19 protein-coding genes and 1 riboswitch are annotated in these 16,402 nt (G+C 71.6%); of the genes, 1 reads left to right on the top strand and 18 read right to left on the bottom strand.

Going from position 1 to position 16,402, the window contains the following annotated elements:
• Positions 1–251: 251 nt before the first annotated feature.
• The 8 genes from lgt to hisI form a co-directional block, all read right to left on the bottom strand.
• Entirely contained in the window at positions 252–1,250 is a 999-nt protein-coding gene (lgt, locus tag RE421_RS10465; RefSeq protein WP_309809470.1) for a prolipoprotein diacylglyceryl transferase, read from the bottom strand.
• A gap of 11 nt (positions 1,251–1,261) precedes the next feature.
• Entirely contained in the window at positions 1,262–2,080 is an 819-nt protein-coding gene (gene trpA / locus RE421_RS10460; protein WP_309809468.1) for a tryptophan synthase subunit alpha, read from the bottom strand.
• Positions 2,080–3,390, bottom strand: a complete 1,311-nt coding sequence (gene trpB / locus RE421_RS10455) for a tryptophan synthase subunit beta (protein ID WP_309809466.1) — start codon at positions 3,388–3,390, stop codon at positions 2,080–2,082. The genes trpA and trpB overlap by 1 nt, the downstream gene beginning before the upstream one ends.
• Before the next feature lie 105 nt (positions 3,391–3,495).
• A complete protein-coding gene (gene trpC, locus RE421_RS10450) occupies positions 3,496–4,317 on the bottom strand; it encodes an indole-3-glycerol phosphate synthase TrpC (protein WP_309809464.1) in 822 nt (273 codons plus the stop codon).
• Positions 4,317–4,589 (bottom strand): HGxxPAAW family protein, encoded by a 273-nt coding sequence (locus RE421_RS10445; protein ID WP_309809462.1) that lies wholly within the window; start codon positions 4,587–4,589, stop codon positions 4,317–4,319. Before RE421_RS10445 ends, trpC begins: the two co-directional genes overlap by 1 nt.
• Positions 4,590–4,730: 141 nt before the next feature.
• Complete coding sequence (locus RE421_RS10440) at positions 4,731–5,366, bottom strand: Trp biosynthesis-associated membrane protein (RefSeq protein ID WP_309809460.1); 636 nt, start codon at positions 5,364–5,366, stop codon at positions 4,731–4,733.
• Positions 5,363–6,964, bottom strand: a complete 1,602-nt coding sequence (locus RE421_RS10435) for an anthranilate synthase component I (RefSeq protein ID WP_309809458.1) — start codon at positions 6,962–6,964, stop codon at positions 5,363–5,365. Before RE421_RS10435 ends, RE421_RS10440 begins: the two co-directional genes overlap by 4 nt.
• Positions 6,957–7,382 carry a phosphoribosyl-AMP cyclohydrolase gene (gene hisI / locus RE421_RS10430; RefSeq protein WP_309809455.1) on the bottom strand — a complete coding sequence of 142 codons (426 nt, stop codon included), beginning with the start codon at positions 7,380–7,382 and terminating at the stop codon, positions 6,957–6,959. The genes RE421_RS10435 and hisI overlap by 8 nt, the downstream gene beginning before the upstream one ends.
• A 39-nt stretch (positions 7,383–7,421) precedes the next feature.
• Between hisI and RE421_RS10425 the strand changes: the two genes are divergently transcribed.
• Entirely contained in the window at positions 7,422–8,129 is a 708-nt protein-coding gene (locus RE421_RS10425) for a TIGR03085 family metal-binding protein (RefSeq protein WP_309809454.1), read from the top strand.
• Positions 8,130–8,149: 20 nt separating this feature from the next.
• Here RE421_RS10425 and RE421_RS10420 read toward each other — a convergent pair whose 3' ends face one another.
• The 10 genes from RE421_RS10420 to rpe form a co-directional block, all read right to left on the bottom strand.
• Positions 8,150–8,959 carry a GNAT family N-acetyltransferase gene (locus tag RE421_RS10420; protein WP_309809453.1) on the bottom strand — a complete coding sequence of 270 codons (810 nt, stop codon included), beginning with the start codon at positions 8,957–8,959 and terminating at the stop codon, positions 8,150–8,152.
• A gap of 40 nt (positions 8,960–8,999) precedes the next feature.
• A complete protein-coding gene (hisF, locus tag RE421_RS10415; RefSeq protein WP_309809451.1) occupies positions 9,000–9,770 on the bottom strand; it encodes an imidazole glycerol phosphate synthase subunit HisF in 771 nt (256 codons plus the stop codon).
• A 29-nt stretch (positions 9,771–9,799) separates the two neighbouring features.
• Positions 9,800–10,651 carry an ATP phosphoribosyltransferase gene (gene hisG / locus RE421_RS10410; protein WP_309809449.1) on the bottom strand — a complete coding sequence of 284 codons (852 nt, stop codon included), beginning with the start codon at positions 10,649–10,651 and terminating at the stop codon, positions 9,800–9,802.
• An 89-nt stretch (positions 10,652–10,740) separates the two neighbouring features.
• A complete protein-coding gene (locus RE421_RS10405; protein WP_309809446.1) occupies positions 10,741–11,004 on the bottom strand; it encodes a phosphoribosyl-ATP diphosphatase in 264 nt (87 codons plus the stop codon).
• Positions 11,005–11,066: 62 nt separating this feature from the next.
• Positions 11,067–11,561: a 6,7-dimethyl-8-ribityllumazine synthase gene (gene ribH, locus RE421_RS10400; RefSeq protein WP_309809444.1), complete on the bottom strand. Its 495-nt coding sequence runs from the start codon at positions 11,559–11,561 to the stop codon at positions 11,067–11,069.
• Positions 11,558–12,898, bottom strand: coding sequence for a 3,4-dihydroxy-2-butanone-4-phosphate synthase (ribB, locus tag RE421_RS10395; protein ID WP_309809442.1), 1,341 nt, complete (start codon positions 12,896–12,898; stop codon positions 11,558–11,560). The genes ribH and ribB overlap by 4 nt, the downstream gene beginning before the upstream one ends.
• Positions 12,895–13,548, bottom strand: coding sequence for a riboflavin synthase (locus RE421_RS10390; protein ID WP_309809440.1), 654 nt, complete (start codon positions 13,546–13,548; stop codon positions 12,895–12,897). Before RE421_RS10390 ends, ribB begins: the two co-directional genes overlap by 4 nt.
• A 34-nt stretch (positions 13,549–13,582) precedes the next feature.
• Positions 13,583–14,701 carry a bifunctional diaminohydroxyphosphoribosylaminopyrimidine deaminase/5-amino-6-(5-phosphoribosylamino)uracil reductase RibD gene (gene ribD, locus RE421_RS10385; protein ID WP_309809438.1) on the bottom strand — a complete coding sequence of 373 codons (1,119 nt, stop codon included), beginning with the start codon at positions 14,699–14,701 and terminating at the stop codon, positions 13,583–13,585.
• Complete coding sequence (gene pnuC, locus RE421_RS10380) at positions 14,685–15,425, bottom strand: nicotinamide riboside transporter PnuC (protein ID WP_309809436.1); 741 nt, start codon at positions 15,423–15,425, stop codon at positions 14,685–14,687. Before pnuC ends, ribD begins: the two co-directional genes overlap by 17 nt.
• A 121-nt stretch (positions 15,426–15,546) precedes the next feature.
• A riboswitch (FMN riboswitch) is annotated at positions 15,547–15,691 on the bottom strand.
• A gap of 37 nt (positions 15,692–15,728) precedes the next feature.
• A complete protein-coding gene (gene rpe, locus RE421_RS10375; protein WP_309809434.1) occupies positions 15,729–16,400 on the bottom strand; it encodes a ribulose-phosphate 3-epimerase in 672 nt (223 codons plus the stop codon).
• Positions 16,401–16,402: the final 2 nt, after the last annotated feature.

Raw genomic sequence — 16,402 nt, 5'->3', positions numbered from 1 at the left:
CGGCCGAATCGTCCGGCAGCGGCGGATCGGCCGGCACCGGCCCGCCGTCCTGGCCGTCGGCCGGTGTCTCGGTCTCCGGGCCCTCCGGCGGACGGGTGTTCTCGTCGTCAAAGCGCAATGTCATGTGAATCCTTCCGGTGCGCAGTGGGATCTGCTGCGGTGGAAGGGGACATCGTCGGCCCCGGCGACCTGGAGCGCGTGAGTGCCTCAGATCAGTGCAGTGGAGTCGATTCTACTGAGGCGTGGAGCACTCACTCAGGGTTTTTGGCCTCATGACCGATGTTTTTTGTTTCGACGGCGTTAACTTTTTCATCCTCGCCGGTCAGCGGCGATGTCTCGGAGGTCTCGACCGCCGGTTCGCGGCCCTCGCGCCACACGGAATCGGCCACGGCCCGGCCCTCGACGGTCCTCGGCCGGGTGACGGTGAGGTAGATGAGGAAGCCGATCGCGATGAGGAGCATCAGCAGCGAGGTCCACACGTTGAGGCGCTGGGTGACGCCGAACAGCGTGATCATCTCCGCGTCGTCGATCCGCAGCATCTCGATCCAGGTGCGGCCCGCGGTATACCAGGCCACGTAGGACCACAGCATCATGCCGCGGCGCAGGCGCAGGCGGCGGTCCAGCAGCAGGAGCAGGGCCACGCCCGCCAGGTTCCAGACCATCTCGTACAGGAAGGTGGGGTGGAACAGCGTGCCCTCCAGCGCCCCGGCCGGGAAGTTCGGGTGGTCGGCGGATACCTGCAGGCCCCACGGCAGCGTGGTGGGACCGCCGAAGAGCTCCTGGTTGAAGTAGTTGCCGAGGCGGCCGATGGCCTGCGCCAGCAGCACGGCCGGGGCCACGACATCGGCATAGGCGGAGAGCTTGAAGCCGTAGCGACGGCACGCGATCCAGGCGCCGACCGCGCCCAGCGCCACGGCTCCCCAGATCCCGAGGCCGCCCTCCCAGACTCGCCAGATCTTGGTCAGGTCCCCCGTGCCGTCGAAGTTGGGGCCGAAGTAGGCCGCCGGCGAGGAGAACACGTGATACAGCCGGGCCCCGACGAGGCCGAAGACGATGGCCCAGATGGAGATGTCGATGATGCTGCCCTCAGGCCCGCCCCTGGCCTTCCAGCGCCGCGCGGACAGCCACAGGGCCACCACCATGCCGGCCACGATGCACAGGGCATAGGCGTGGATGGTGACCGGGCCGAGGTGGAATCCGTCCCAGCCGGGCGCGGGGATCGCCGCCGTGATCATCGCTGCCGCGCTCATCTCCAACGCGTTCACCGGACCGCTCCGGTGGCCAGCTCGGCGGCCAGCTGCCCGACGGCGGCCGGCCCGCCATCCCGCAGGGCCGCGACCAGGGCGGTGCCCACGATCGCCCCGTCGGCGTAGGCGCCGATCTCACGGATGTGTTCCGGGCGGGAGATGCCCAGCCCGACGGCGACCCGGGGGGCTCCGGCGGCATGGGCGCGGGCCACGACCTGCTCGGCGGCCGTGGAGACCGCCGATCGCGCCCCGGTGACGCCCATGACGGAGACGCCGTAGACGAAGCCGCGCGAGGACTCGGTGATCAGCTTCACGCGCTCGTCCGTGGAACTCGGCGCGGTCAGGAAGATCCGATCCAGCCCGTACCGGTCGGAGGCCTCGAACCACTCGCCGGCCTCCTCGGGGACGAGGTCCGGCGTGACGATCCCGGCGCCCCCGGCCTCGGCCAGGCGGCGAGCGAAGGTCTCCACGCCCATGCGGTCCACGATGTTCCAGTAGGTCATGACCACCACGGCGGCGTCCGTGCGCTGCGTGACGGCCCGGATGATCTCGAAGACCCCGTCGATCCGGAAGCCGTCGGCCAGCACCTGGCTGGTGGCCGCCTGGATGACCGGGCCGTCCATCACCGGGTCGCTGTAGGGGATCCCGATCTCGATGACGTCGGCGCCGTTGTTGCCCAGCGCCACGGCCGCCTCGATCGAGTCCTCCAGGGTCGGGAAGCCCGCCGGCAGATAGCCGATGAAGGCGGTGCGGCCCGCCGCGCGTGCGGCTTCCATGGCCTCGGTGGTCAGGGAACGGATCGGCGTGCTCTGGTCCGGGGTCTGCTCGGTCATCAGTTCTGTGCTCCTTCGGGGCGCGCGGCCACCGCGTCGACGTCTCCGCCCTCGGGGGTCGGGTGATCCGGGAGCATGCCGAAGTACTTGGCGGCCGAGGCCACGTCCTTGTCGCCGCGCCCGGAGAGGTTGACGATGATGATCTTCTCCTGGCCGGCCGGGGTGTCCGGTCCTGCGGCCCCCTCAGCGGTCCAGCGCTGCGCCAGGCGCAGGGCACCGGCCAGGGCGTGGGCCGACTCGATGGCCGGGACGATGCCCTCGGTGCGGCAGAGTCGGCGGAAGGCGTCCATGCACTCGTCGTCTCCGACGGGCTCGTAGACAGCGCGCCCGGTGTCGTGCAGCCAGGCGTGCTCGGGGCCGACGGCCGGGTAGTCCAGGCCGGCCGAGATCGAGTGCGAGTCGATCGTCTGCCCGTCCTCGTTCTGCATGAGGTAGGTCCGGGCGCCATGCAGCACGCCGGTGCGGCCGAGGTTGATGGAGGCGGCGTGCCGGCCGGTCTCCATCCCCTCGCCGCCGGCCTCCAGGCCGTAGAGCTCGACCTCGGGGTCGTCCAGGAAGCCGTGGAAGATGCCCATCGCGTTCGAGCCGCCGCCCACGCAGGCGCAGACGGCGTCCGGCAGCCGGCCGGCCTGCGCGAGGATCTGCTCGCGCGCCTCCTCGCCGATCACGGAGTGGAAGTAGCGCACCATGGCCGGGAACGGGGCCGGTCCGGTGACGGTGCCGAGGAGGTAGTGCGTGGTGTCCACCGAGGCGACCCAGTCCCGCAGCGCCTCGTTGATGGCGTCCTTGAGCGTCCGCGCCCCGGTGGTCACCGGGATGACGGTGGCGCCGAGCATCTCCATGCGGGCCACGTTGAGGGCCTGGCGCTCCGTGTCCACCTCACCCATGTAGATGGTGCACTCCATGCCGAACAAGGCGGCCGCGGTGGCGGTGGCGACTCCGTGCTGGCCGGCGCCGGTCTCGGCGATGAGCCGGGTCTTGCCCATCCGCCGGGCCAGCAGGGCCTGGCCGATCACATTGTTGATCTTGTGGGAGCCGGTGTGGTTCAGGTCCTCACGCTTGAGGAAGATCCGCACGCCCGGGGAGTCAGCCGCGAACCGGGGCACCTCGGTGAGCAGTGACGGCCGGTTCACGTAGTCGGTGAACAGCCCCTGAAGCTCGGCGGTGAATTCCGGGTCGTTGCGGGCCTCGGTGAAAGTCCGCTCCACTTCCTCGAGCGCGGCGATCAGGGATTCGGGCATCCAGCGGCCACCGTAGGGACCGAAGTACGGCCCCGGCTGGTTCTGGTAGCTCCCGGTGTGCTCAATCATCGTACGGTCCAGTCTGTGGTCGTCTGTGGTCTATTGCGGTCTGGTGCCGCCGTCGGTCAGGACGGGGTGCGGGGATCGGATGCCGCCGTGGCGATCGGTTGACGATCAGCCGCGCACCGTCAGTGAGGCGGCCCGGAAGTCACGGATCGCCTGGCTCGGGTCCCCGTGCCTCACGAGGGCCTCCCCCACCAGGACGGCGTCGGCGCCGTCCCGGGCGTAGTCGGCCACCTGCTCGGGGCCCTGCACGCCGGACTCGGCCACCCGCACCACGCCCGCGGGCAGGTTCGGCGCGAGGGCGGCGTAGTTCCGCGGATCCACGTCCAGGGTCTTCAGGTTGCGGACGTTGACCCCGACGATCCGGGACCCCACGGCCACGGCACGCTCGATCTCCTCCACGGTGTGGGCCTCGACCAGGGCGTTCATGCCCAGCTCATGGGTCAGGGCGAGGTACTCGGCCAGCTGGGAGTCGTCCAGGGCGGCCACGATGAGCAGGATGAGGTCGGCGCCGTGCGCGCGGGCCTCGTGGATCATGTACTCGTCCACCGTGAAGTCCTTGCGGAGCACGGGGATGTCCACGGCCGCGCGGACGGCGTCCAGGTCCTGGAGCGATCCACCGAAACGATGCCGCTCGGTCAGGACGGAGACCGCGGAGGCGCCGCCGGCCTCGTACCTGCGGGCGAGTTCTGCCGGGGAGGCGATGTCCGCCAGGGCGCCCTTGGACGGGCTGGACCGCTTGACCTCGGAGATGATGCGGATCCCGTGGTCATCGAGGCGTCCCCCGGCCAGGGCCGCGTGCGCGTCACGTGCGGGCGAGCTACGGACGGCCACGGCAGCACGCTCCCGCATGGCCTGCAGCGGGACCTCGCGGCGCCGCTCCTCGAGGTCGGCGCGGACCCCGACGATGATCTCGTCGAGAACGGTGGCCATCAGTGCTCGGCGGGCTGCGCGTGGCCCTTGGTGCCCTTGCCGGCCTTGCCCATGATGAACCCGGCGATCAGACCGGCCACGGCGACCACCACGCCGGCGATGACCAGGAAGAACAGGTCCGCGAGCATGCCCACGCCGACCAGGAGGGTCCCGGCGAGGACGAGCAGCACCAGCGTCCACGCGGCCGGCGAGTTGCCGTGGCCCAGGGGCTCGGCGTGGGTCGGATCATTGAGGACGAGGTCGTCTTCGGCGGTGCGGTGCGAGGTGGTCATGGACCGTCCCTTTCATTCCAATGGCATCGAGGCCCGCCGCACGTCCGAGGTGCAGGAGTGCGGCGGCTGATCGGGTCTGTCCCTCATTCTGCCACGGAACCGCTGACCGATCCCGCAGGTCTCGACGGGGGCGGATCTGGACTACGTCGGGTCCTGGCCCCGGCTCAGTTCATCCCAGGCATCGATCTCGTCCAGCTCGGCTCCGGCTTCAGTCCCCGCCGCGGTTCCGGCGGCGCCTCTGACCGCTGCCCCGGCGCCCATGGTGGCGGTGGTGCCGGAGGCCGTCGCCGCGGCGGCCACGGGGCTCTCGTGCCGCCGGCTCGTGACCCATCCCCGGCCCAGGACCAGGACCGCCAGCCCGCAGAGCAGCAGCAGCACGCCGCCGACCAGCGTGAGCCAGGGCCACACGGTGACGGCGTAGCTGCCGGCATCGGCCGTGGTGCCGCTGGCCGCCGAGACCTGAGCCTGCGCGGCGGAGGCCGGGTCCAGGGCGGCGTTCACGGCGGAGAAGCCGGCCATGAGTCCCGCCAGCACCATCAGCACCGCGGAGACCCAGCGGCCGATGCGCCGCGCCATGGACAGCGCGATGCCCGCGGCCATCCCCACCAGCCCCATGGCCGGGACGACGGCGGCCGCCTGGTTCCCGGTGGTCGTCACCGAGGTGGTGGCCAGGCCGGAGAGCCCGGCGGACTCGATCCAGGTCTGCGCCCCGGTGCCGAGGATGACGGCTCCGGCGGCGAGGGCCCACAGGACCGCGGTACGGCGCTTCAGTCTCATGCTGTCCCTCCGGTGCTCACGGTGCCCTCGGCAGTGCCCACGGCGCTCTCCACGGCGCGCAGCCGGCCGGCGGCCAGCACGGCCCGCATCGGTGCGCTCGACTTGGTCACGGTCTCGGCCGCCTCCGTCTCCGGATCGGAGTCGGCGACGATCCCGGCACCGGCCTGGACGTACGCGGTCCCGTCCACGAGCGTGGCGGAGCGGATGTTGATGGCCATGTCCATGTTGCCGGCCAGGTCGAAGTAGCCGACCACTCCCCCGTACGGGCCCCGCTCCTGGGGCTCCCACTCGTCCAGCAGCTGCAGGGCGCGCGGCTTCGGCGCCCCGGACAGGGTGCCGGCGGGGAAGGCGGCCGCCAGCACGTCCAGGGCCCGCTGCCCCGGCTCCAGCCGGCCCTCCACATGCGAGACCAGGTGCATGATGTGGCTGAAACGCTCCACCTCCATGAACTGGGTGACGGACACGCTGCCCGGTACGCAGACCTTGGACAGGTCGTTCCGGGAGAGGTCCACCAGCATGAGGTGCTCCGCCCGTTCTTTCTCGTCGTTGACGAGCAGCTTCTCGTGCAGGTGGTCGTCCTCCACCGTGGCGCCCCGCGGCTGCGACCCGGCGATCGGGTGCGTGATGACGGAGCCGTCGTTGACGGTGACCAGCGCCTCCGGCGACGAACCGACGATCTGGTACCGGCCGCCGTCGGGATTCTCGAAGGTGAACAGGTACATGTACGGGCTGGGGTTCATGGCGCGCAGCACCCGGTAGATGTCCAGGCCGCTCGCGGTGGTCTGGGCGGAGAAGCGGCGCGAGACGACGATCTGGAAGACCTCGCCGTCCACGATCGCCCGCTGGGCCTTGGCCACGGCGTCCAGGAAGCCCTCGTGGGTCCAGGAGTCGTGGACATGGGCCGAGACGTCCACGTCGAGCCAGTCCGGCGGTGCCACGGAGACGGGGTCCTGACTGACTCCGCCCGTCAGGCGGGCGGCCATGGAGTCCAGCCGCCGCACGGCGTCGTCCCAGGCCGCGCGAGCGCCGGAGGCCAGGCCGTTGTGGTTGATCGCGTTCGCCACGAGGGTGACCGTACCGTCGACGGTGTCATGCACGGCCAGGTCCGTGATGAGGTTCATGGCCATCTCGGGCAGGCCGAGGTCGTCCGGCGGCGGGTTGCGCAGGCCCTCCCAGCGGCGCACCGTGGGCCAGCCCAGGAATCCCGCCATCCCGGAGACCAGGTTCGGCAGGTCCCGGCCCACGCCGTCCCGCACGTCCGTGGCCAGCAGGTCCAGGGTCGCGCGCAGCACCTCCACGGGATCGCCCTCCGTGGGCACCCCGGCCGGGGGGACCCCCTGCCAGTGGGCCTCAGCGCCCCGGGTGGTCAGGGTGGCCGCGCTCCCCGCGCCGATGAACGAGTAGCGGGACCACACTCCGCCCTGGGCCGCCGATTCCATCAGGAAGGTTCCGGGGGCGTCAGCCGCGAGGCGCCGGTAGATCCCCACGGGCGTCAGGCCGTCGGCCAGGACCGTCAGGGTGACGGGGATGACCCGGTGCGCGCTGGCGAGGACCTCGAACTCCTCGGCGGACGGGGTGATCGTGCCAAGCTCACGCATCCGCGGCGGCCTCCTGCTGGGTCTGCTGGGTCTGCTGGGTTTGCTGGGTGGGTTCCGCGGTCACGGGCAGGCCGCGGCCCGCGAAACAGGTCCGGCTGCCCGTGTGGCACGCGGCGCCCACCTGGTCCACCTGGACGAGCAACGCGTCCCCGTCGCAGTCGAGGGACACGGACACCACCGTCTGGGTGTGTCCCGAGGTGTCCCCCTTGCGCCAGTACTCCTGACGGGACCGGGAGTAGTAGGTGGCGCGGCCGCTCGTGAGCGTCCGCCGCAGTGCCTCCTCGTCCATCCACCCGAGCATCAGCACCTCGCCGGTGTCGTGTTGCTGGGCGATGGCGGCGACCAGGCCATCCGGGGTCTTCTTCAGCCGCTGGGCGATCGCGGGATCGAGTGCAGCAGGGGGCGCGGCGTTGTCCATGGTGATCCATTCTAGGCTCCGTGTAGCGTTGGCCCTGTTATGGGTACCCACGCCGACCGGACCTCCGGCACCACACCTGGACGTGACTTCACCGCCGCCTCGCGGGACGCACTCGTCGAGGCGCTGCTGTCCGCCGGTCCGGGCCGACCGACGCTCTGTGAGGGATGGAACACGGAGCACCTGGCGGCCCACATCGTGCTCCGGGAGAACTCACCCCTCGTGGCGGGCCTGCTGTTCCCGCCCCTGGCCCGCTCCCTCGAGCGCAGGACCAAGGCCCTCGGCGACTCGGCGTCCACACCGGACGCCTATCAGCGGCTCACGGAGCGGGTGGCCGCCGGCCCCCAACCACCGGCACGGCTCCGCGGTCACGCCCGGACCGCGGGGCTCTCCGGCGAGATCTCCGGCCGACTCAAGGACACCAGGGCCGCGCGCAAGGCGGCGCAGGCGACGAACCTCCTGGAGTTCTTCGTCCATACCGAGGACGTCCGGCGGGCCCAGGACCGCTGGGCGCCCCGGCATCTCGCCGACGACTACGCCAACGCCCTGTTCGCCGAATTCACGCGGCGCGCCCGGCTGATGTACCGCTCCGAACCGACGGGGGTCGTGCTGGCGCGCAGCACCGGGCAGCGCGTCGTCGCCCGTCCCGCGTCCCGGGACGGGTCCTCCCGGACCATCGCCGGGCCGGCCGGGGAGCTTGTGATGCACGGCTTCGGCCGACGCGGCCACGCCCTCGTGCTCGTGGACTGATGCGCGGAGTAGTGGGGGGGCTAGTTCGGGCGGGTCAGGTACCGGTACCGGGCCACGGTGTTGAAGCCGGCAGCCCGGTACACCGCCAGCGCGCGGGTGGAGCGCTCCTCGACTTGGAGCCAGCACCCGGACACGTCCAGGCGCACCAGGTGGTTGAAGACGGCGTCCACGAGTAGGGCCGAGAGCCCCTGGCCGCGCAGGTCCTCCCGGACCCACAGCGCATAGATCCCGGCGTAGGTCCGCCCCGAGCCCTCGGGCGTGACCAGGGAGAGCTTGGCTCCGCCGCCGATGGTTCCCGCGGCGTCCAGGCAGCTGTAGAACCGGCTGCGGCCGCCGCCCAGCAGGCGGCGATGCACCAGGCGGCTGGCCTCGTCCTCCCCGGCGGCCGACCGGAGGGACGCCGAGAGCCAGTCCTGGCTGAGCGTCTCGCTGACCAGGATGCGACGGTCCCACTTGGTGTCCGGAGGGAAGTCCTGCCGGTCCATCCAGAGGACCCGGGTGGGGGCCACCTCCTGGTAGCCCCGGCGGTCGAGCAGGTCCCCCAGGCGCTGCTGACCCTCGAAGAAGGCGTCGGTCTCGGCATCCGGGATCTCACCGGCGGCGCGGCCTTCCTGCCAGGAGCCCGACGCCGGCTGCCACAGCTGGAAGGTCGGGGCCAGCCAGCGCTCCGCGCTGCGGCGTTCGACCTCGTCGACCGCCGAGTCCAGGGCGGCCACGTCCGCGGGCATCGCCGTGGAGACCACGGAGTTGGCCCGGCGGGTGATCCCGGAGGAGAAGCGCACGGTCCAGCCGCCGACCTCCTGGGACTCGACGGCGGGCCAGCCGAGCATGGTCAGGTGTTGGAGGTCGACGGCGGAGATGCCGGTGGCGTCAGCGAACGGAATGGCCGGCCTCCCGGATCGCGTCCTTGACCCGGGCGATCATGTCCACGGGTCCGAAGTGGAAGATCGAGGCGGCCAGCACGGCGTCCGCCCCGGCCTCGATGGCCGGCGGGAAGTGCTCCGGCGCTCCGGCTCCCCCGGAGGCGATGAGGGGGACGGTGGTGACCGCCCGCACGGCGCGGATCATCTCCAGGTCGAAGCCCTCCCGCGTGCCGTCCGCGTCGATGGAGTTCAGCAGGATCTCGCCCACGCCCCGCTCGGAGGCCTCCCGGCACCACTGGACGGCGTCGATGCCGGTCCCCTGCCGTCCGCCGTGCGTGGTGACCTCGAAGCCGGATGCCACCTGCGGGTCGTCCGTCCGGCGGGCGTCCAGCGAGAGGGTCAGGACCTGGGAGCCGAATCGCCGGGTGATCTCGTTGATGACCTCCGGCCGGGCCACGGCGGCCGTGTTGATGGAGGCCTTGTCGGCTCCCGATGTCAGCAGCCGGGCCACGTCCTCCACGGTCCGCACGCCGCCGCCGACCGTCAGGGGGATGAAGACCTCCTCTGCCGTCTGCGAGACCACGTCATAGGTGGTGGCGCGGTCGGCGGTGGACGCCGTGACGTCCAGGAAGGTCAGCTCGTCGGCGCCGGCCTCGTTGTAGCGCCGGGCCAGCTCCACCGGATCGCCGGCGTCCCGCAGGGCCTCGAAATTGACGCCCTTGACGACGCGGCCGGCATCGACGTCGAGGCAGGGGATCACCCGGACGGCAACGGTCATGTGTTCGGTCCTTCCCGGTCGTGGACGTCTCAGAGGCGGATGGCGTGGATTGCGGACACCAGGATGGCGCGCGCCCCGAGGTCGTAGAGTTCGTCCATCACCTTGTTGGTGTCCTCCTGCTTGACCATGGACCGGACCGCCACCCAGTTCTCGTCCTGCAGTGGGGAGATGGTGGGCGACTCCAGCCCCGGGGTGACCGCCGTGGCCGCCTCCAGGTTCGCGCGGCTGACGTCATAGTCGATCATGACGTACCGGCGGGCCACCAGGACACCCTGGAGCCGCCGCAGCAGGACGTCGAGTCCCTCGGGACGGCGGCCGGTCTGGCCGATGATGATGGCCTCGGAGCGCATGATCGGCTCCCCGAAGGTCTCCATGCCGGCCGCCTTGAGGGTGCTGCCGGTCTCCACGACGTCCGCGATCGCGTCCGCGACGCCCAGGTTCACCGACGACTCCACCGCTCCGTCCAAGTGCACGATCATCTCCGGCTTCACGGACTGGGTCGCGAGGTAGTCCTCCAGCAGGCCGTCGTAGCTGGTGGCGATCCGCCGTCCCTCGAGGTCCGCCAGGGAGCTGAAGCGGCCGACGGGGGCCGCGAAGCGGAAGGTGGACCGACCGAATCCCAGCGCCATGATCTCCTCGGCGGAGCCGCCCACCTGGGCGTCCTGGAACAGGTCGCGCCCGGTCAGGCCGATGTCCAGGGTGCCCTGGCCGACGTACACCGCGATGTCCCGGGGACGCAGGTAGAAGAACTCCACGTGGTTCTCCGGGTCCATCATGACCAGTTCCTTGGAGTCCCTCCGCTGGAGGTATCCGGCTTCCTGGAGCATGTCTCGGGCGGCCTCGGAGAGGGCCCCCTTGTTCGGAACGGCTATGCGCAGCATGGGTGCTGGTTCTCCTGTTGTGCTGGGGGGCGTGTGCTCGGTGCGGTGGGCAGGGTGGGGTGCGCCCGGTGGGGTGGGCGGACGGCGGTTCAGAGGTGCCGGTAGACGTCCTGGAGGGTCAGGCCCTTGGCGATCATCATGACCTGCAGGTGGTACAACAGCTGCGAGATCTCCTCAGCCGCCTCGTCCTTCGTCTCGTACTCGGCGGCCATCCACACCTCGGCGGCCTCCTCCACGACCTTCTTGCCGATCCCATGGATCCCCGAATCGAGTTCGGCCACGGTCCCGGAACCCTCCGGCCTGGTCTCGGCCTTCCGGCTCAGCTCGTCGAAGAGTTCATCGAAGGTTTTCACTCTTCAAGGGTAGCCACCAGCGGGCAGTGCCTCTGACCGGTGCCGCCCTATGTGACGGGAGGCTAGGAGACGGGTCGCAGCACGAGCTCCGTCAGGACCGCGGCCTGGAAGGCCTCGTAGCCCTTGTCCTCAGTGGATCCCTCCAGTCCGGCGCGATCCAGGGCCTGCTCCTCCGTGTCGCACGTCAGCACGCCGAACCCCACCGGGGTGCCAGTCCGCACGGACACGTCCACAAGTCCCTGCGTCGCGCCGGTGCAGACGTACTCGAAGTGAGGCGTGCCGCCCCGGATGACCACCCCGAGTGCCACCACGGCGTCGAACCGGGTGGCGAGCCGGGCCGCCGCGACGGGCAGTTCGAACGTCCCCGGAACGCGGACCTCCGTGATCGCGATCCCGGCCTCCGCGGCCGCCCGGCGAGCGCCGTCCAGCAGCCCGTCCATGATCCGTTCATGCCACTGGGCCGCCACCACGGCGACGCGCAGATCCGCCGGGCCGGCCGTCGTCGGGCCCTGCTTCAACTGGGCGTCCAGCCCCTGGGGTGCTCCGTGTCCGCTCATGCGGTGCCTCCTGTGGTGATGGTGGTGGTGTCGGGTGTGATGCTGGTCCGCTCGGGGACCAGGTCCCCGGCCAGGCGGTGGGCCATGCGGTCCCGCTTGGTGGTCAGGTAGCGGCGGTTGTGCTCGGTGACGGGTGCCGGGCTCGGGATGACCTCGGTCACGATGATCCCCGCCCGCTCCAACTGGTCCGCCTTGTCCGGATTGTTGGTCACCAGCCGGATGCGGTCCAGGCCCAGGCGCTGCAGGATCGTGGCGGCGGAGCGATAGCTACGCGCGTCCGCCGGCAGGCCGAGATGCTCGTTGGCGGCCACCGTGTCCATCCCGGAGTCCTGGAGCGCGTAGGCCAGGATCTTGTTGGCCAGCCCGATCCCCCGGCCCTCGTGGCCCCGCAGGTAGATCACCGTGCCGCCCTCGGCCATCGCCTGGTGCAGGGCGTGGTCCAGCTGGGCCCCGCAGTCGCACCGTTCGGAGCCGAAGACGTCCCCGGTCAGGCACTCGGAGTGGAGCCGCACGAGCGGAGCGGTTGAGGCCCTCGATGCGGCCGCCGGTCCGGCGGGATCACGGCGACCCGTCGGCGCCTGGAGCACCACGTGCTCGGCGCCGGTCTCCGGGTCCGGGTGGACGGAGACGCGGAAGGTGCCGTAGCGGGTGGGCAGCTCGACAGTGGGGGTGCTCGTGTCCGGCAACGCGACCGGCTCGGCGTCCACGGACGGCCCGAGATGGGCCACCAGGTCCTCGATCGAGACCAGGGGCATCCCGTGCCGGTCCGCGAAGTCGCGCAGCGCGGGCAGGCGCATCATGGTGCCGTCGTCGTGGACGAGCTCGGCGATCGCCCCCACGGGGGCCCGGCCGGCCAGCCGGCACAGGTCCACGGCCGCCTCGGTGTGGCCCCGCCGCTCGGCCACGCCGCCCGCGGCCGCCACGAGGGGGAACACGTGGCCCGGCCGGCTGATGAGCTCCGCCGTGGCCGAGGGGTCGGCCAGGACCTTCAGGGTGGTGGCCCGGTCGGCGGCGGAGATCCCCGTGGTGGTCCCGGCGACGGCATCGCAGGAGACGGTGTACGCGGTGCCCTTGGGGTCCTCGTTGCGCGCCGTCATGGGCGGCAGGTCCAGCCGGGAGGCGACGGCGGCCGGCATCGGCGCGCACAGCACGCCGGAGGTGTAGCGAACGGTCAGGGCGACGGTCTCGGGGGTGGCGGCGTCCGCCGCGAAGACGATGTCGCCCTCGTTCTCCCGGTCCTCGTCATCCACCACGACGACGGCCCGGCCGGCCGCGATGGCGGCGATCGCCACCTCGATGGGGTCCAGCCGGATCGGTCCGGCTCCTGCCGGGGTCATCGGGTGGCCTCCGCGGCACGGTCGTAGTCCGTCAGCCGGGCGGCGTACTTCGCCACCACGTCCACCTCGAGGTTGACCCGGTCCCCCACGGTGCGCGCACCCAGGGTGGTCTGGGCCAGCGTGGCGGGGATCACCCCGATCTCGAACCAGTCGTCGGCACCGTCCGGACCGTCACCGGCGCCGGGCGGGCTGACGCCGGTGACGGTGAGCGATACGCCGTCCACGGCGATGGAGCCCTTCTCCGCCACATAGCGTCCGAGCCCGGCGGGCAGGGCCACGCGGATCAGCCGCCAGTCACCGTGGACCTCGATCTTGGCGATGGTGCCGGTACCGTCCACGTGGCCCTGCACGATGTGCCCGTCGAACCGACCCGAGGCGGGCATGCACCGTTCCAGGTTGACCCGGTCTCCGGCGGACAGCCCGCCCGTGGTGGTGCGGCGCAGGGATTCGCCGATGACGTCCACCACCACGCTGTCCCCGGCTGAGGCGGAGGTGGACGTGAGGCAGGTGCCGTTGACGGCGATCGATCCTCCCAGGGGCAGGTCGGCGACCGACTCCGGCGCATGGATGGTCAGGCGGGCGGAGTCCCGCTCGGGATGGTGCTCCAGCGCGGTGATGGTGCCGAGCTCGGTGATGATTCCGGTGAACATGGGGCTTCCTTCGGGCAGTCAGAGACGTGTGGGTTCAGTGGGCCGCGTAGTGCAGCAGGACATCCTCGCCGAGGCGGCTGAGTCCGCCGTTCTCGGCCGGGTCCGGCTGCAGGCGCAGGGCCTGGGTGAGCGTGGTGAGGTGAGGCAGGTCGAGGCCGGTGGACCCGCCGCCGAGGACCAGGGGGGCCTGGTAGACGAACATCTCGTCCACGAGGCCGGCCCCGAGCCAGGCGGCGAGCACGGTGGGCCCGCCCTCGATGAGGAGGTGCCCCGGGCGGTCGCCGCCGTGCGGCCACGCGGTCCGGGCCTGCCGGAGGCGGTCGAGCACGGCCCGGGGATCGTGCTCCCGGACGTGGATCCAGCCCCGGGGGGCCCCTTCGGGACCGCGGCGCAGGGCAGCATCCACGGAGACCTCACGGCGCCCCTGGACCACGGGGACCGGTTGGACGGCCAGCTCGTGGCCCGCGGCGTCCCGTGCCGTGAGGCGCGGGTCGTCCGCCGCCACGGTCCCGGTGCCGACGACAATCGCGTCCACCCGGGCTCGCACGGTGTGGGCATGGCGGCGGGATTCCGTGCCGGTGATCCACTGGCTGGTGCCGTCGGCGGCGGCCACGCGGCCGTCCAGGGACTGTGCCAGGTGGGCCGTGACGAAGGGGCGTCCGGCGTCTCGGGCCTGAAGCCACCGGTGGTTCAGCCCGTCGGCGCCGGAGGTCTCCGTGACCGCTGGACCCATCTGTTCCACCTCGAGACCGGACCGGCGCAGCCGAGCCGCGCCGCCGCCGTCGTGCCCCGTGGGGTCCGCCACGGCGTACCGCACCCGCCGGATCCCCGACTCCAGGATGGCCTCGGTGCAGGGACCGGTGGAGCCGGTGTGGTCGCAGGGTTCCAGGGTGACCCAGAGGGTGGCCTCGGCCGGCGGAATCCCTGAGGTGGCGGCGAACTGCTCCAGTGCGGCCACCTCGGCATGGGCCGTACCCCGCCCGCGGTGGAATCCCGTGGCCAGCACCGCCCCGTCCGCTCCGGTCACCACCGCGCCCACGAGCGGATTGGCGCCCCGGTGCCCGCGGAGGGCCTCCGCCACGGCGAGGGACAGGGCCGCCTCCGGGCTGGCGGACATCGCGACCGGACCGGCGGCGCTACCGGGCGCTGTCATGGACTCGCACCGTCGGATCCGGCATGACCGTCTCCACCTCGGGCTTCTCGTGGGCCTTGGCGCGGACCCAGACGAAGAAGCCGACCAGGGTGAAGGCCCCGTAGAACATGTACATGAACGCACTGGCGTAGTAGCCGGCGCTGAACAGGAGGGGCACCCCCACCACGTCCACCGCGACCCACACCAGCCAGAACTCGACCCAGCCGCGGGCCATGCCGTAGGTGGCGACGAGGGACCCCACGAAGGTCCAGGCGTCCGCCCAGACCGGCTCGTAGGAACCGAGAGCCGCGAACAGCGGGGTGAGCGCCACGGTGCCGATCGCCATGGTCGCCACGATGCCGATGCGGGCCTTCAGCCCGGCCCACTGGGGGGCGATCGCGGTCGTGTCCCGGTCCGACGCGCCATCCCGCCCCGCACGTTCGGCCCTGGCCCGGCGCCACTGCACCCAGCCGTACACCGAGACGGCGATGAACATGACCTGCCGGCCGGCCTGGCCCAGCAGGGTCGCGGTGTCCGCGCCGCCGAACAGGCCGGACAGGAACACCGTGAGCAGGATGACGTTGCCGATGATGCCGATGGGCCACGCCCAGACCTTGCGGCGCATGCCGCCCAGGGCCGAGGCCAGGCCGAAGATGTTGCCGAATACCTCACGCATCAACAGGCCGCCTCCGGCGACCGGGATGTACCAGTTGAAGAGGTCGACGAGCCACCGCATGGAATCCATGAATCCTCCTTCGGAACGCGGCGGCTCCGGGGGATCATGCTGCTTCAATCGTCCCGTGGAACGGTCCCGGGTAGGCCTGTGGGCCTACCGCAAGGCCGCACCGACCGGAACGGCGGTGCTGCACGTGCTTCTCCCATCCAGACTTTAACTGTCGGTACCGGAATTCCACCGGTTCAACCGCTGGTCGGGGGCCACGGGTGTGGGCCGACGCGCGGGTCGCGGACTATGACCGCCGGTTCGGATTTACACCGACCCCGGAGCACGATGAACCTGATTCTGCCACAACGGCAGGGCGTTCCGCCCTCAGCGCAGTGGCGTACGACGCAATTCGTCAATTGCGGCCGCCGGGTCCTCCGCGCCGTACACCGCCGAGCCGGCCACGAACACGTCCGCCCCGGCCTCGGCGGCGCGCAGGATCGTCTCCCGTGTCACCCCGCCGTCCACCTGCAGCGCCACCGGCACCCCGGCGCCGTCCAGGGCCTCGCGGGCGCGCCGGATCTTGGGCAGCACCACGTCCAGGAACGGCTGGCCCCCGAAGCCGGGCTCCACGGTCATGATCAGCAGCAGGTCCAGCTCCGCGAGCATGTCCAGGTAGGGCTCGACGCCGGTCGCCGGCTTCAGCGCCATCCCCGCCTTCGCGCCCCGTGCGCGCAGCTCCCGAGCCAGCCGGATGGGCGCGGCGGCCGCCTCCGCGTGGAAGGTCACGGACTCGGCTCCGGCCTCGGCGTACTCCGGCGCCCATCGGTCCGCGTCCTCGATCATGAGGTGGACGTCCAGGGGCAGGTCCGTGGCCTGCCGGATGGCCTTGACCACCGGCAGGCCCAGCGTGAGGTTGGGGACGAAGTGGTTGTCCATGACGTCCACGTGCACGGCGTCCGCGTTCTGGATGCGCTCGAGCTCCTCGGCGAGCCGCGCGAAGTCGGCCGAGAGGATGGACGGATGGATGTGGATGGTCTGGTCCGCTGCGGGGGTCATGC

Source organism: Citricoccus sp. I39-566 (assembly GCF_031432995.1).
Classification (GTDB): domain Bacteria; phylum Actinomycetota; class Actinomycetes; order Actinomycetales; family Micrococcaceae; genus Citricoccus; species Citricoccus nitrophenolicus_A.
Note: the sequence above shows the minus strand (reverse complement) of the source record. Positions and strands in the feature narration are given on the sequence as shown.

Coding starts and splice junctions, on each gene's coding strand:
- trpC (WP_309809464.1), bottom strand. CDS start 4,317: ATGGCCACCGTTCTCGACGAGATCATCGTCGGGGTCCGCGCCGACCTC.
- trpA (WP_309809468.1), bottom strand. CDS start 2,080: ATGACCGAGCAGACCCCGGACCAGAGCACGCCGATCCGTTCCCTGACC.
- RE421_RS10445 (WP_309809462.1), bottom strand. CDS start 4,589: ATGACCACCTCGCACCGCACCGCCGAAGACGACCTCGTCCTCAATGAT.
- trpB (WP_309809466.1), bottom strand. CDS start 3,390: ATGATTGAGCACACCGGGAGCTACCAGAACCAGCCGGGGCCGTACTTC.
- pnuC (WP_309809436.1), bottom strand. CDS start 15,425: ATGGATTCCATGCGGTGGCTCGTCGACCTCTTCAACTGGTACATCCCG.
- ribD (WP_309809438.1), bottom strand. CDS start 14,701: ATGACAGCGCCCGGTAGCGCCGCCGGTCCGGTCGCGATGTCCGCCAGC.
- RE421_RS10425 (WP_309809454.1), top strand. CDS start 7,422: ATGGGTACCCACGCCGACCGGACCTCCGGCACCACACCTGGACGTGAC.
- lgt (WP_309809470.1), bottom strand. CDS start 1,250: ATGAGCGCGGCAGCGATGATCACGGCGGCGATCCCCGCGCCCGGCTGG.
- hisG (WP_309809449.1), bottom strand. CDS start 10,651: ATGCTGCGCATAGCCGTTCCGAACAAGGGGGCCCTCTCCGAGGCCGCC.
- RE421_RS10420 (WP_309809453.1), bottom strand. CDS start 8,959: ATGCTCGGCTGGCCCGCCGTCGAGTCCCAGGAGGTCGGCGGCTGGACC.
- RE421_RS10390 (WP_309809440.1), bottom strand. CDS start 13,548: ATGTTCACCGGAATCATCACCGAGCTCGGCACCATCACCGCGCTGGAG.
- ribB (WP_309809442.1), bottom strand. CDS start 12,898: ATGACCCCGGCAGGAGCCGGACCGATCCGGCTGGACCCCATCGAGGTG.
- RE421_RS10440 (WP_309809460.1), bottom strand. CDS start 5,366: ATGAGACTGAAGCGCCGTACCGCGGTCCTGTGGGCCCTCGCCGCCGGA.
- rpe (WP_309809434.1), bottom strand. CDS start 16,400: ATGACCCCCGCAGCGGACCAGACCATCCACATCCATCCGTCCATCCTC.
- RE421_RS10435 (WP_309809458.1), bottom strand. CDS start 6,964: ATGCGTGAGCTTGGCACGATCACCCCGTCCGCCGAGGAGTTCGAGGTC.
- hisI (WP_309809455.1), bottom strand. CDS start 7,382: ATGGACAACGCCGCGCCCCCTGCTGCACTCGATCCCGCGATCGCCCAG.
- ribH (WP_309809444.1), bottom strand. CDS start 11,561: ATGAGCGGACACGGAGCACCCCAGGGGCTGGACGCCCAGTTGAAGCAG.
- hisF (WP_309809451.1), bottom strand. CDS start 9,770: ATGACCGTTGCCGTCCGGGTGATCCCCTGCCTCGACGTCGATGCCGGC.